10 protein-coding genes are annotated in these 13,670 nt (G+C 63.3%); 7 read left to right on the top strand and 3 right to left on the bottom strand.

Annotated features, from left to right (window positions below):
- Nucleotides 1–3: 3 nt before the first annotated feature.
- From ACF8FB_RS20980 to ACF8FB_RS20960, 5 genes are all read left to right on the top strand, one after another.
- Nucleotides 4–936 carry a rhodanese-related sulfurtransferase gene (locus ACF8FB_RS20980; RefSeq protein WP_392510504.1) on the top strand — a complete coding sequence of 311 codons (933 nt, stop codon included), beginning with the start codon at nucleotides 4–6 and terminating at the stop codon, nucleotides 934–936.
- A 3-nt stretch (nucleotides 937–939) separates the two neighbouring features.
- Complete coding sequence (locus ACF8FB_RS20975; protein WP_049587258.1) at nucleotides 940–1,572, top strand: DsbA family protein; 633 nt, start codon at nucleotides 940–942, stop codon at nucleotides 1,570–1,572.
- Complete coding sequence (locus tag ACF8FB_RS20970) at nucleotides 1,565–3,397, top strand: ABC transporter ATP-binding protein (RefSeq protein ID WP_392511863.1); 1,833 nt, start codon at nucleotides 1,565–1,567, stop codon at nucleotides 3,395–3,397. The genes ACF8FB_RS20975 and ACF8FB_RS20970 overlap by 8 nt, the downstream gene beginning before the upstream one ends.
- Nucleotides 3,398–3,685: 288 nt before the next feature.
- The gene (locus tag ACF8FB_RS20965) at nucleotides 3,686–6,142 is read left to right on the top strand and encodes an EAL domain-containing protein (protein WP_392511862.1); all 2,457 of its coding nucleotides are present in this window, start codon (nucleotides 3,686–3,688) and stop codon (nucleotides 6,140–6,142) included.
- Between the two features lie 30 nt (nucleotides 6,143–6,172).
- Entirely contained in the window at nucleotides 6,173–6,958 is a 786-nt protein-coding gene (locus ACF8FB_RS20960) for a TenA family transcriptional regulator (protein ID WP_003252654.1), read from the top strand.
- 117 nt (nucleotides 6,959–7,075) lie between these two features.
- On the opposite strand, the gene ACF8FB_RS20955 is transcribed toward ACF8FB_RS20960, so the two are convergent.
- The 3 genes from ACF8FB_RS20955 to ubiG form a co-directional block, all read right to left on the bottom strand.
- Nucleotides 7,076–7,816, bottom strand: coding sequence for a YciK family oxidoreductase (locus ACF8FB_RS20955; RefSeq protein WP_003252656.1), 741 nt, complete (start codon nucleotides 7,814–7,816; stop codon nucleotides 7,076–7,078).
- Between the two features lie 157 nt (nucleotides 7,817–7,973).
- On the bottom strand, nucleotides 7,974–8,645 hold the full coding sequence (mupP, locus tag ACF8FB_RS20950) for an N-acetylmuramic acid 6-phosphate phosphatase MupP (protein ID WP_003252659.1): 672 nt from the start codon (nucleotides 8,643–8,645) through the stop codon (nucleotides 7,974–7,976).
- Nucleotides 8,646–8,647: 2 nt separating this feature from the next.
- Nucleotides 8,648–9,346, bottom strand: a complete 699-nt coding sequence (ubiG, locus tag ACF8FB_RS20945) for a bifunctional 2-polyprenyl-6-hydroxyphenol methylase/3-demethylubiquinol 3-O-methyltransferase UbiG (protein WP_003252662.1) — start codon at nucleotides 9,344–9,346, stop codon at nucleotides 8,648–8,650.
- 110 nt (nucleotides 9,347–9,456) lie between these two features.
- Here ubiG and mtnA point away from each other — a divergent pair, with 110 nt between their 5' ends.
- Both mtnA and gyrA read left to right on the top strand, forming a co-directional pair.
- A complete protein-coding gene (mtnA, locus tag ACF8FB_RS20940) occupies nucleotides 9,457–10,533 on the top strand; it encodes an S-methyl-5-thioribose-1-phosphate isomerase (RefSeq protein ID WP_392511860.1) in 1,077 nt (358 codons plus the stop codon).
- Nucleotides 10,534–10,898: 365 nt separating this feature from the next.
- The gene (gyrA, locus tag ACF8FB_RS20935; RefSeq protein ID WP_104962366.1) at nucleotides 10,899–13,670 is read left to right on the top strand and encodes a DNA gyrase subunit A; all 2,772 of its coding nucleotides are present in this window, start codon (nucleotides 10,899–10,901) and stop codon (nucleotides 13,668–13,670) included.

Below are 13,670 nucleotides of genomic sequence, written 5' to 3'. Positions count from 1 at the left end.
TACATGTCTCAAGCCATCGTCGTCGCGGCGCTGTACAAGTTCGTCACCCTGGAAGACTACGTCGAGCTGCGCGAGCCGCTGCTCAAGACCATGCTCGACAACAACGTCAAAGGCACCCTGCTGCTGGCCCAGGAGGGCATCAACGGCACCGTGTCGGGCACCCGTGAAGGCATTGATGGCCTGCTGGCCTGGTTGCGCAGCGACCCGCGTCTGGTCGATATCGACCACAAAGAATCGTACTGCGACGAACAGCCGTTCTACCGCACCAAGGTCAAGCTCAAGAAAGAGATCGTCACCCTCGGCGTGCCGGGCGTGGACCCCAACCAGGCCGTTGGCACCTATGTCGAGCCCAAGGACTGGAACGCCCTGATCAGCGACCCGGAAGTGCTGTTGATCGACACCCGCAACGACTACGAAGTGGCCATCGGTACGTTCAAGGGCGCCATCGACCCGAAGACCGAAACCTTCCGTGAGTTCCCGGAGTACATCAAGGCCAACTTCGACCCGAGCAAGCACAAGAAGGTCGCCATGTTCTGCACCGGCGGCATCCGTTGCGAAAAAGCCTCCAGCTACATGCTCGGTGAAGGCTTCGAGTCGGTCTATCATCTTAAGGGCGGCATCCTGAAATACTTCGAGGAAGTGCCTCAGGAAGAAAGCCTGTGGGACGGCGACTGCTTCGTCTTCGACAACCGGGTCACGGTGCGTCATGACCTGAGCGAAGGCGAGTACGACCAGTGCCACGCCTGCCGCCATCCGATCAATGCACAGGAGCGCGCGTCCGAGCACTATTCGCCAGGTGTCAGCTGCCCGCATTGCTGGGACAGCCTGAGCGAGAAGACCCGGCGCAGTGCCATCGACCGGCAGAAGCAGATCGAGCTGGCCAAGGCCCGCAACCTGCCGCACCCGATCGGTTACAACTACAAAGCCGAGGCTTGAAGCATGTCTGCACGCCTGATCTATGTGATGGACCCGATGTGCTCCTGGTGCTGGGGTTTTGCGCCAGTGGCTGCGGCCCTGATCGCCCAGGCGCGTGAGGCAGGCGTGCCTGCCCGCTTGGTAACGGGCGGGCTGCGTACCGGCGGCAGCGCCCTGGACAGCTCCACTCGCAAGTACATCCTGGAACACTGGCAGGCGGTGGCTGATGCTACCGGCCAGCCGTTCCGCTTCGAGGGGGCCATGCCGGACGGCTTCGTCTACGACACCGAGCCGGCCTGCCGCGCCCTGGTCACGGCCCGCGAGCTGGATGCCGAGCGCGTCTGGCCGCTGCTGGCGTTGATCCAGCGTTCGTTCTACGAACAGGGCATCGATGTGACCACCGCGCCGCAGCTGGTCGAGCTGGCCTCGCAGTGTGGCTTCGACCGTGCCGCGTTCGCCGAAGCCTTCGCCCGTGCCGATACCCGCGCCGCCACCGCGGCCGACTTCGCCTGGGCCCAGGACCTGGGTATTGCCGGGTTCCCGACCCTGCTGGCCGAGCGCAATGGCCAACTGGCCTTGCTGACCAACGGCTACCAGCCGCTGGAGCGCCTGCAACCCTTGCTCGGCCGCTGGCTGCAGCAGGCCGCCTGTGCTTGATGTACCAGGGTCACCCGACCCGGTACCGGGCAAGCCATACACTGCGGGCGATCGACTGAGCTGGGCGGAAATCCGCCGCCTGGCCTTGCATCACAAGAAAAACCTCTGGTCCGCCAACCTCATTGCGTTACTGGCGGCGTGTTGCAGTGTGCCCATTCCGCTGCTGCTGCCGCTGTTGGTGGACGAAGTTCTGCTCGGCCATGGCGATGCTGCGCTGAAGTGGATGAACCATCTGCTGCCGTCCAGCTGGCAGGTGGCAGCCGGCTACATCGGCCTGATGCTGGCGCTCACCCTGTGCCTGCGCCTGGCTGCACTGGCGTTCAACGTTATCCAGTCCAAGCTGTTCGCCGGGCTGGCCAAGGACATCGTCTACCGCCTGCGCATCCGCCTGATCGAGCGCCTCAAGCGTATTTCGCTGAAAGAGTACGAAAGCCTGGGCAGCGGCACGGTGACCACCCACCTGGTCACCGACCTGGACACCCTCGACAAGTTCGTTGGCGAAACCCTCAGCCGCTTCCTGGTGGCCATGCTGACACTGACCGGCACGGCGGCCATCCTGATCTGGATGCACTGGCAGCTGGCCTTGCTGATCTTGCTGTTCAACCCGCTGGTGATCTACTTCACCGTGCAGTTGGGCAAGCGCGTCAAGCACCTGAAAAAGCTCGAAAACGACAGCACCGCGCGCTTTACCCAGGCGCTGGCGGAAACCCTCGATGCCATCCAGGAAATCCGCGCCGGCAACCGCCAGGGCTACTTCCTTGGCCGCCTGGGCTTGCGTGCCCGCGAGGTGCGCGATTACGCCGTGGACTCGCAATGGAAAAGCGATGCCAGTGGCCGTGCCAGTGGCCTGCTGTTCCAGTTCGGCATCGACATCTTCCGCGCGGCGGCCATGCTGACCGTGCTGTTTTCCGACCTGTCGATCGGCCAGATGCTGGCGGTGTTCAGCTACCTGTGGTTCATGATCGGTCCGGTGGAGCAACTGCTTAATCTGCAATATGCGTACTACGCCGCAGGCGGTGCGCTGAGCCGCCTCAACGAGCTGCTGGCGCGTGCCGACGAGCCGCAATACCCGGCCGCCAGCGACCCGTTCGCCGGGCGCGAAACGGTGGGCATTGAAGTGCGCGACCTGCGCTTTGCCTATGCCGACGAGCCGGTGCTCGAGCACCTCGACCTGTCCATCGCTGCGGGTGAGAAGGTGGCGATTGTCGGTGCCAGCGGCGGCGGCAAGAGCACGCTGGTGCAGCTACTGCTGGGCCTTTACAGCGCCCAGGCCGGGACCATCCGCTTTGGCGGGGCCAGCCTGCAGGAAATCGGCCTGGAAACCCTGCGCGAGAACGTCGCGGTGGTGTTGCAGCACCCGTCGCTGTTCAACGACAGCGTGCGGGCCAACCTGACCATGGGCCGCGACTGCAGCGATGATGCGTGCTGGCAGGCGCTGCGCATCGCCCAGCTGGATGCCACCATCGCCGCCTTGCCGCAGGGCCTGGACAGCGTGGTAGGGCGTTCAGGCGTGCGCTTGTCCGGTGGCCAGCGCCAGCGCCTGGCCATTGCCCGCATGGTACTGGCTGAGCCCAAGGTGGTGATCCTCGACGAGGCCACCTCAGCCCTGGATGCCGCCACCGAGTACAACCTGCATCAGGCCTTGGCGTGCTTCCTCAGCGGCCGCACCACGCTGATCATCGCCCACCGCTTGTCGGCGGTGAAACAGGCCGACCGGGTGCTGGTGTTCGATGGCGGGCACGTGGCCGAAGACGGCGACCATCAGCAGCTGATTGCCGAGGGTGGGTTATACGCCAAGCTGTATGGGCATCTGCAGCAGCGCTGATTATCTGGCTGCCTTCACCGGGCTTTTGGAAGCAACTGCCTTGCTCAATTTCTAAAAGCTGGCGCGATCCCTGTGGGAGCGGGCTTGCCCGCGAACACGGGCGAAGCCCGTGCCATCCACCGCGGTGTCTTCTTCGCGGGTAAACCCGCTCCTACAATGGCCAGCGCATACGCTGTACAAATTCCCCGATTCCTTGTCATAAAAATCCCCTCCACAGCGATGGCAAATGGCCTACGCTGTGCTTGTCTGGGTCGATTTACGCCTTATCTGCTCTGTGACAGGGACTCCATGAAGGGACATCGCACACTCGAAGCGCCAAAGTTGCTCGGCATCACCTGGCCTTTCATCGCCGTCGTGGTCCTTCAGGTGGCGCTGGGCAGCCTCAGCCTTTATACGCTCTCGGCCGTGCGTGCCTATGTCGCGGGCGAAAGCCTGTGGTCCAAGGCGCAGAAAGATGCCATCTACTACCTCAGTCTGTACGGCGAGACGCAGGACGACAGCACCTACCAACGCTATCGCCAGGCCATTACCGTGCCCCAGGGTGACCATCGTCTGCGCGAGGTGCTCGACCACCCCAGCCCTGATCTGAACGCCGCGCGACAGGCGGTTCTGCAAGGTGGCAACCACCCTGACGATGTCGATCGGATCATCTGGTTCTACCGCAATTTTCGCCATGTCAGCTATATGCAGACAGCCATCGATTACTGGGACATCGGTGACGACTATCTGGCCAAGCTCGATGTACTGGCTGGTGAAATGCGCCAGCGTTTTGCCAATGGCCCGGCGGATCCAGACACTGTCAGCGATTGGAAGGCCCGCATTGTCGCCATCAACGAAGGCGTGACCCCGGCGGCCAAGGCCTTCAGTGATGCCTTGGGTGAAGGCTCGCGCATGTTGCTGCGGGTGCTGCTGATCACCAACCTGCTGACCGCAATGTTCCTGATCGCCATTGCCTGGCGCCGCTCCAGCAAGCTGTTGGCCCAGCGCCAAGCCTTTGCCAGCGCCCTGCAGGAAGAAAAAGAGCGTGCGCAGATTACCCTGCAGGCCATCGGGGATGCGGTGATCACCACCGATGTCGAAGGCAGTATCGGCTACATGAACCCGGCCGCCGAGCAATTGACCCACTGGCAATCCGGGCAGGCCCAGGGCCTGCCGCTGTCGGCGCTGTTCAGCCTGGTGGACGAACACGCCGAGGAGGACGGGCGCAGCTTGGTCGAACAGGTGCTCAGCGGCAGCCTCAAGGGCGGCTCCGAGCATGCCCGGCTGATCCAGCGCCTGGACGGCAGTACCGTGTCGATCAACCTGGTCGGCTCGCCGATCGTCAATGATGGCCAGGTCAGTGGCATCGTGCTGGTGCTGCACGATATGACCCAGGAACGCCAGTACATCGCCAATCTGTCCTGGCAGGCAACCCACGACGCCCTGACCGGGCTGGCCAACCGCCGCGAGTTCGAGTACCGCCTGGAACAGGCGCTCAACGACCTGGCGCGCCAGGCCGGGCGGCATTCGCTGATGTTCCTCGACCTCGACCAGTTCAAGCTGGTCAACGACACCTGTGGCCACGCTGCCGGCGATGAGTTGCTGCGGCACATCTGTGCGGTGCTGCAATCTGGCCTGCGTGAGGGCGATACGCTGGCGCGGCTGGGCGGCGATGAATTTGGCGTGCTGCTGGAAAACTGCCCGCCCGACCAGGCCGAGCGCATTGGCGAACAATTGCGCCAGATGGTGCAGAGCCTGCACTTTGTATGGAAAGGGCGGCCTTTCGTGACCACGGTCAGCATTGGCCTAGTGCACATGGCCCAGGCCCCCGGTACCCTGGAGGCTTCGCTGCGCGCCGCCGACATGGCCTGCTACATGGCCAAGGAAAAGGGCCGAAACCGTGTGCAGGTGTACCACGCCGACGACAGCGAGCTGTCCATGCGTTTTGGCGAAATGGCCTGGATCCAGCGCCTGCATGTGGCCCTGGAAGAAAACCGCTTTTGCCTCTACGCCCAGGAAATCGCCCCGCTCAAAACCTTCGAGGGCCCGGGCCATATCGAAATTCTGTTGCGCCTGCACGACGAAAGCGGCCGCACCATCCTGCCCAGCAGCTTCATCCCGGCGGCCGAGCGCTACGGCCTGATGACCGCGCTGGACCGCTGGGTGGTGCGCAATGTGTTCATGGTCATACGCCAGTGCCTGGAAGAAGGGCGTGAAGGGCCGTTGTCGACCTGTGCCATCAACCTGTCGGGGTCCAGCATTGGCGACGACAAGTTCCTTGAATACCTCCAGCGGTTGTTCGTCGAATACGCCATTCCGCCGCGAATGATCTGTTTCGAAATTACCGAAACCAGCGCCATTGCCAACCTGGGCAGCGCCATTCGCTTCATCAACGAGCTGAAAGGGCTGGGTTGCCGTTTCTCGCTGGATGATTTTTGCGCCGGCATGTCCTCGTTTGCCTATCTCAAGCATTTGCCCGTGGACTACCTGAAGATTGACGGGAGTTTCGTCAAGGACATGCTCGACGACCCGGTCAACCGGGCCATGGTCGAGGTCATCAACCATATCGGCCATGTGATGGGTAAGCGCACGATCGCCGAGTTCGTCGAAACACCCTTGATCGAGCAGGCCTTGCAGGAAATAGGCGTGGATTACGCCCAGGGCTACCTGATCGAACGCCCCCAGGTGTTCACCTGTGACAGTTTGCAGCGCCAACGGATCGCCGCCCGGCCTCTGTTGCAGCGAGCACCTGGCACGTTTCGCTAGTTGGAAATCACAAGGATCAAGGAGCTGAAAGTGATTGACGCATTCGTTCGTATCGGGCCTTTGATGGACCCCGCCAGTTACCCCCAATGGGCCCAGCAACTGATTGAAGACTGCCGCGAGAGCAAGCGCCGGGTGGTTGAGCATGAGTTTTATGCACGACTACGCGATGGCCAGCTGAAGCAATCGACCATCCGTCAGTACCTGATCGGTGGCTGGCCGGTGGTGGAGCAGTTTTCGTTGTACATGGCGCATAACCTGACCAAGACCCGCTATGGCCGGCATCAGGGCGAGGACATGGCGCGGCGCTGGCTGATGCGCAACATCCGCGTCGAGCTCAACCATGCCGACTACTGGGTGAACTGGTGCCAGGCGCATGGTGTGCACCTGCACGAGTTGCAGGCGCAAGAGGTGCCGCCCGAGCTGAACGGCCTGAACGACTGGTGCTGGCGGGTGTGCGCCACCGAGAACCTGGCCATTTCCATGGCGGCGACCAACTACGCCATCGAAGGCGCGACCGGTGAGTGGTCGGCGGTGGTGTGCTCGACCGACACCTATGCGCAGGGGTTCCCTGAAGAAGGGCGCAAGCGGGCGATGAAGTGGCTGAAGATGCATGCCCAGTATGACGATGCGCACCCGTGGGAGGCGCTGGAAATCATCTGTACCCTGGCCGGCGAGAACCCCACCCTTGGGCTGCGCAACGAACTGCGCAGGGCCATTTGCAAGAGCTACGACTGCATGTTCCTGTTCCTGGAACGCTGCATGCAGCTGGAAGGGCGCCAGCAAGGCCGTATGCGGCCGGCGTTGGCTGCGGGCTGATCGCTTTCCTGTACCGGCCTCTTCGCGGGCTTGCCCGCTCCCACAGGATCACCGCAACCCTCAAGGACTGCGCCTACCTGTGGGAGCGGGCAAGCCCGCGAAGAAGCCGATGCAGGTTTATTGGGCGTTGAACGCCTGCCCGTTCACCCCTGTGCTGTCTGGCCCCATCAGGTACAGGTACACCGGCATGATCTCTTCGGGCAGCGGGTTGTTCTGCGGGTTCTCGCCGGGGTAGGCCTGGGCCCGCATCGCCGTGCGCGTGGCGCCTGGGTTGATGCTGTTGGCGCGCACCGGCGCCACACCTTCCAATTCATCGGCCAAGGTCTGCATCAGGCCTTCGGTGGCGAACTTCGACACGCCATAGGCGCCCCAGTAAGCCCGGCCCTTGCGCCCGACGCTGCTGCTGGTGAACACCACCGAAGCGTCCTCCGACAGCTTCAGCAGCGGCAGCAGGGTGCTGGTGAGCATGAAGGTGGCATTGACGTTGATGTGCATCACGCGCATGAAGTTGTCGCCCGACAGCTGTTCCAGCGGCGTGCGCGGGCCGATGATCGACGCATTGTTGAGCAGGCCATCGAGGCGGCCGAACTGGCCTTCGATCATGGCCGCCAGCTCGTCGTACTGGTGTGGCAGGGCGGTTTCCAGGTTGAACGGGATGACCACCGGCTGCGGATGGCCGGCGGCTTCGATCTGGTCGTAGACTTCGTTCAGGTTGGCCTCGGTCTTGCCCAGCAGCAGCACGGTGGCACCCAGTGCGGCATAGGCCTTGGCAGCCGCGGCACCAATGCCACGGCCGGCACCGGTAACCAGGATGACCCGGCCTTGCAGCAGGTCGGGGCGGGCGGTGTAGTCGAACATGGTTCTGTCCTTCGAGTTCGTGTGGGCGGCCTGGGGCTATCGTAGGAGCGGGTTTACCCGCGAATGCGTCCGATCAGGCACCAGTGTTGTCTGGGCTGGCGCATTCGCGGGTGAACCCGCTCCTACAAAAGGGCGGTGCCCGGTCATCGGTCTGGGTTCAGCACCCGCACAGCGCGCTGTCGATCACTTTGCGCAGTTCCAGCGGGTGGTCCACCACCACGTCGGCACCCCAGTTGTTGGGGTTGTCCTCTGGATGAATATAGCCGTAGCGCACTGCTGCCGTGCGGGTACCTGCGTCGCGGCCAGACTCGATGTCGCGCAGGTCGTCGCCAACGAACAGCACACTGGCCGGGTCCAGGTTCAGGGTCTTGCAGGCCAGGATCAGCGGCTCGGGGTCGGGTTTGCTGTTTTTCACGTGGTCCGGGCAGATCAGCAACGCCGAACGCTCGGCCAGGCCCAGTTGCTGCATGATCGGCTCGGCGAAGCGCACCGGCTTGTTGGTGACGACGCCCCACAGCAGGTTGCCTTTCTCGATGTCGGCCAGCAGCTCGGCCATGCCCTCGAACAGCTTGCTGTGCACCGCGCAGTCGCGCTGGTAACGCTCGAGGAACTCCAGGCGCAGGGCCTCGAAGCCGTCAGCCTCCGGGTCCATGGCGAACGCAGTGGCGACCATGGCGCGGGCGCCACCCGAGATCACGCCACGGATCAGGTTGTCGTCAACGGCCGGCAGCCCGCGGTCGGCGAGCATGGCCTGGCAAATGGCGATGAAGTCCGGCGCCGTGTCCAGCAAGGTGCCGTCCATGTCGAAGAGTACTGCTCGCAAACGCATGCTTATTCCTCGCGCAGGGTCTGGATCATGTAGTTGACGTCGACGTCGCTGTTGAGCTTGTAGTGCTTGGTCAGCGGGTTGTAGGTGAGGCCGATGATGTCCTTCACCTGCAGGCCGGCATCGCGGCTCCAGGCGCCCAGTTCGGACGGGCGGATGAATTTCTTGAAGTCATGGGTGCCGCGCGGCAGCATCTTCAGGATGTACTCGGCGCCGACGATGGCCAGCAGGTAGGCCTTGGGGTTGCGGTTGATGGTGGAGAAGAACACCTGGCCGCCCGGCTTGACCATGCGGTAGCAGGCGCGGATCACCGAAGACGGGTCGGGCACGTGCTCGAGCATTTCCAGGCAGGTGACCACGTCGAACTGTTCGGGCATTTCCTCGGCCAGGGCTTCGGCGGTGATCTGCCGGTATTCCACCTGCACGCCGGACTCCAGCTGGTGCAGCTGAGCCACCGCCAGTGGCGCCTCGCCCATGTCGATACCGGTGACCGTGGCGCCGCGCAGGGCCATGGCTTCGCTGAGGATGCCGCCACCGCAACCCACGTCCAGCACTTTCTTGCCGGCCAGGCTGACGCGCTCGTCGATCCAGTTGACGCGCAGCGGGTTGATTTCGTGCAGCGGCTTGAACTCGCTTTCGCGGTCCCACCAGCGGTGGGCCAGCGCTTCGAACTTGGCGATTTCGGCGCGGTCGACGTTGCTCATTGAACAGTCCTCTGAAACTTCGCAAAATTGCGCCGGAGTATACCCGAGCGCTTGGCCGCGAGGGTCGCTATAATCGCCGGTTTTTGATATCCGAATGACGGGGAGAGGCGATGCGCGAGCGACTTTTGGCGGCGGAGAAGGTGACCGCGATCCGCTGGCAGGGCGGCGCCTTGCACCTGCTCGACCAGCGCCTGCTGCCGTCGGAGGAGCGTTGGCTGGCCTGCGACAATGTTGCGCAGGTGGCCGCAGCCATCCGTGACATGGCAGTGCGCGGCGCCTCGGCGATCGGTATTGCCGCAGCTTACGGCCTGGTTCTGGCCCTTGAAGAGCGGCTGGCCGAAGGCGGCGATTGGGAAATGGACCTTGAAGACGACTTTCTCACCCTCGCCGAAGCGCGCCCTACCGCCGCCAACTTGTTCTGGGCGCTGAACCGCATGCGCGAGCGTCTGCTGCGCCTGCGTCCGGAAGAAGACGTTCTGGCGGCGCTGGAGGCCGAAGCGGTGGCCATTCACGAAAGCGACCGTGAGGCCAACCTGACCATGGCCCAGCAGGGTATCGAGCTGATCCGTCGCCATCAGGGCAATGCCCAGGCCCTGCTCACCTTCGGCAACGCCGGTGCCCTTGCCAGTGGTGGCTTTGGCACCGCACTGGGGGTGATCCGTGCCGGCTACCTGGAAGGCATGGTCGAGCGGGTTTATGCCGGTGAGACTCGCCCTTGGCTGCAGGGCTCGCGCCTGACCGGCTGGGAGCTGGCCAACGAGGGCATCCCGGTGACCCTTTGTGCCGACTCGGCGCTGGCCCACCTCATGAAGACCAAGGGCATCACCTGGGTGGTGGTGGGGGCGGACTGCATCGCTGCCAATGGCGACATGGCCGGCAAGATCGGCACCTATCAGCTGGCCGTCAGTGCCATGCACCATGGCGTGCGCTTCATGGTCGTGGCGCCGAGCACCAGCATCGACCTGAACCTGGCCACGGGTGAGGATATCCCGCTGGAGGAGCGTGACGCCGACGAGTGGCTGGACTTCGGCGGTACCCCGGTGTCGCCGGGTGTCGAGGTGTTCAACCCGGTGTTCGATGTAACGCCGGCCGACCTGATCGATGTGATCGTGACCGAACGCGGCATCGTCGAGCGCCCGGATGCTGCCAAGCTGGCTCAGCTGGTTTGCCGCAAGCGCCTGCACTGATTTTGTATCGCCTCACCGGCCTCTTCGCGGGCTTGCCCGCTCCCACTGGGATATCGCATGGCCTTAGGGCCGTGGTGAACCTGTGGGGGCGAGCGAGCCCGCGAAGAGGCCGGTGCAGGCAATACAAAAACCAGGTTTCAAGCGCGGCTGAGACCAACTGCCACCTCTCCCCACCGCCCCCGCGTTTGTGATAACATCCGGCAGTTTCCAAGACCGCCCATCACGGCGGCCTTCATTGCGCAGATCCATGGCACAACTCATTGATTTGTCGTAAGTCGTCGCACCCTTATGCGCTGCGGCGGCGAGCTTCGTTCGGCCCTTGATGGAGCTGCGAAGTTTCACCAGAAAAAGGAATCAGGCTTCTCATGGGCGAACTGGCCAAAGAAATCCTCCCGGTCAATATCGAAGACGAACTGAGACAGTCTTACCTCGACTACGCGATGAGCGTGATTGTCGGGCGAGCGCTGCCTGATGCGCGTGACGGCTTGAAGCCCGTGCATCGCCGCGTTCTCTATGCGATGAGCGAACTGGGCAACGACTGGAACAAGCCGTACAAGAAATCCGCCCGTGTGGTCGGTGACGTGATCGGTAAGTACCACCCGCACGGCGACACTGCGGTCTACGACACCATCGTGCGTATGGCCCAGCCGTTCTCGTTGCGCTACCTGCTGGTCGACGGCCAGGGCAACTTCGGTTCGGTGGACGGCGACAACGCTGCCGCCATGCGATACACCGAAGTGCGCATGACCAAACTGGCCCACGAACTGCTGGCGGACCTGCACAAGGAAACCGTCGACTGGGTGCCCAACTACGACGGCACCGAGCAGATCCCGGCGGTCATGCCAACGCGTATTCCCAACCTGCTGGTCAACGGTTCCAGCGGTATTGCCGTGGGCATGGCGACCAACATTCCGCCGCATAACCTAGGCGAGGTCATCGATGGCTGCCTGGCGCTCATCGACAACCCGGAAGTCACCATCGATGAGCTGATGCAGTTCATCCCTGGCCCGGACTTCCCGACTGCCGGCATCATCAACGGTCGTCAGGGCATCATCGAGGCCTATCGCACCGGCCGTGGCCGCATCTACATGCGCGCCCGCTCCGAGATCGAGGACATCGACAAGGTTGGCGGCCGCCAGCAGATCGTGATCACCGAGCTGCCGTACCAGCTGAACAAGGCGCGCCTGATCGAAAAGATCGCCGAGCTGGTCAAAGAGAAGAAGATCGAAGGCATCACCGAGCTGCGCGACGAGTCCGACAAGGACGGCATGCGCATCGTCATCGAGCTGCGTCGCGGCGAGGTGCCGGAGGTGGTGCTGAACAACCTCTACCAGCAAACCCAGCTGCAGAGCGTATTCGGCATCAACGTGGTGGCCCTGGTCGACGGCCGTCCGCGCCTGCTCAACCTCAAGGACCTGCTCGAAGCGTTCGTCCGCCACCGCCGTGAAGTGGTGACCCGTCGTACCGTATTCGAGCTGCGCAAGGCCCGTGAACGTGGCCATATCCTTGAAGGCCAGGCGGTTGCGCTGTCCAACATCGACCCGGTCATTGCCCTGATCAAGGCCTCGCCGACGCCGTCCGAAGCCAAGGAAGCCCTGGTCTCCACGCCGTGGGAATCCAGTGCCGTGCAGGTCATGGTCGAGCGCGCCGGCGCCGATTCCTGCCGCCCTGAGGACCTGCCGGAGCAGTACGGCCTGCACGACGGCAAGTACTTCCTGTCGCCGGAACAGGCCCAGGCCATTCTCGACCTGCGCCTGCACCGCCTGACCGGCCTGGAGCACGAGAAGCTGCTGGCCGAGTACCAGGAAATCCTCGAGCAGATTGGCGAGTTGATCCGCATCCTCAGCAGCGCCGAGCGCCTGATGGAAGTGATTCGCGAGGAGCTGGAGGCCATTCGTGCCGAGTACGGCGATGTGCGCCGCACCGAAATCCTCAATGCCAGCCACGACCTCAACTACGGCGACATGATCCCGGAAGAAGAGCGTGTGGTCACCATCTCCCATGGTGGTTATGCCAAGACCCAGCCATTGTCCGCCTACCAGGCCCAGCGCCGCGGCGGCAAAGGCAAGTCGGCGACCGGCGTGAAGGACGAGGACTACATCGAGCACCTGCTGGTCGCCAACAGCCATGCCACCCTGTTGCTGTTCTCCAGCAAGGGCAAGGTTTACTGGAAGAAGACCTACGAAATCCCCGAAGCGTCCCGCGCTGCCCGCGGTCGTCCGCTGGTCAACCTGCTGCCGCTGGAGGAGGGTGAGCGCATCACCGCCATGCTGCAGATCGACCTCGAAGCGCTGCAGCAGAACGCCGACCTCGACGAAGAACTGGACGAGGCTGAAGACACCGTGCTCGAGGGTGAGCTGGTAGAGGCCGAGGAAGTCGACGAAGAAGACGGCGACACCCCGGAGTGGGTTGCAGAGCCGACCGGCGCGTACATCTTCATGGCGACCGCTTCCGGTACCGTCAAGAAGACCCCGCTGGTGCAGTTCGCCCGTCCGCGCTCCAACGGCCTGATTGCCCTGAAGCTGAAGGAAGGCGACACCCTGATTGCCGCGGCCATCACCGATGGCGCCAAGGAAGTCATGATGTTCTCCGACGCTGGCAAGGTCATTCGCTTTGCCGAGAGCGTCGTGCGTGAAATGGGCCGCAACGCCCGTGGTGTGCGCGGCATGAAGCTGGGCAAAGGCCAGCGGATCATTTCGATGCTGATCCCGGAGTCCGGCTCGCAGATCCTCACCGCCTCCGAGCGTGGCTTTGGCAAGCGCACCCCGCTGTCCAAGTTCCCGCGTCGCGGCCGCGGTGGCCAGGGTGTGATCGCCATGGGTACCAAAGGGCGCAACGGCCTGCTGATCGGGGCTATCCAGGTGCAGGAAGGCGAGGAGATCATGCTGATTTCCGACCAGGGCACGCTGGTTCGCACCCGGGTTGGCGAGGTGTCCAGCCTCAGCCGCAACACCCAGGGCGTTACGCTGATCAAGCTGGCGGCCGATGAGACACTGGTGGGCCTGGAGCGTATCCAGGAGCCGTCCGAGGACGAACTCGATGAAGTGATCGAGACGGACGAGGAGGGTGTCGAGGCTGTAGCGCCAGACAATGAAAATGAAGAAGCTGCAGGTGCCGACGAGGCCCCGCAAGAGTAA

This window comes from Pseudomonas sp. yb_2 (assembly GCF_043103905.1).
GTDB classification, from domain to species: Bacteria; Pseudomonadota; Gammaproteobacteria; order Pseudomonadales; family Pseudomonadaceae; genus Aquipseudomonas; species Aquipseudomonas alloputida.
The sequence above is the reverse complement of the archived record's forward strand: the minus strand, read 5'-3'. Positions and strand labels throughout refer to the sequence as shown.

Excerpts from the sequence above, each read along its gene's own strand:
- ACF8FB_RS20980 (WP_392510504.1), top strand. The coding sequence starts at position 4 with ATGTCTCAAGCCATCGTCGTCGCGGCGCTGTACAAGTTCGTCACCCTG.
- ACF8FB_RS20975 (WP_049587258.1), top strand. The coding sequence starts at position 940 with ATGTCTGCACGCCTGATCTATGTGATGGACCCGATGTGCTCCTGGTGC.
- ACF8FB_RS20965 (WP_392511862.1), top strand. The coding sequence starts at position 3,686 with ATGAAGGGACATCGCACACTCGAAGCGCCAAAGTTGCTCGGCATCACC.
- ACF8FB_RS20955 (WP_003252656.1), bottom strand. The coding sequence starts at position 7,816 with ATGTTCGACTACACCGCCCGCCCCGACCTGCTGCAAGGCCGGGTCATC.
- mupP (WP_003252659.1), bottom strand. The coding sequence starts at position 8,645 with ATGCGTTTGCGAGCAGTACTCTTCGACATGGACGGCACCTTGCTGGAC.
- ubiG (WP_003252662.1), bottom strand. The coding sequence starts at position 9,346 with ATGAGCAACGTCGACCGCGCCGAAATCGCCAAGTTCGAAGCGCTGGCC.
- mtnA (WP_392511860.1), top strand. The coding sequence starts at position 9,457 with ATGCGCGAGCGACTTTTGGCGGCGGAGAAGGTGACCGCGATCCGCTGG.
- gyrA (WP_104962366.1), top strand. The coding sequence starts at position 10,899 with ATGGGCGAACTGGCCAAAGAAATCCTCCCGGTCAATATCGAAGACGAA.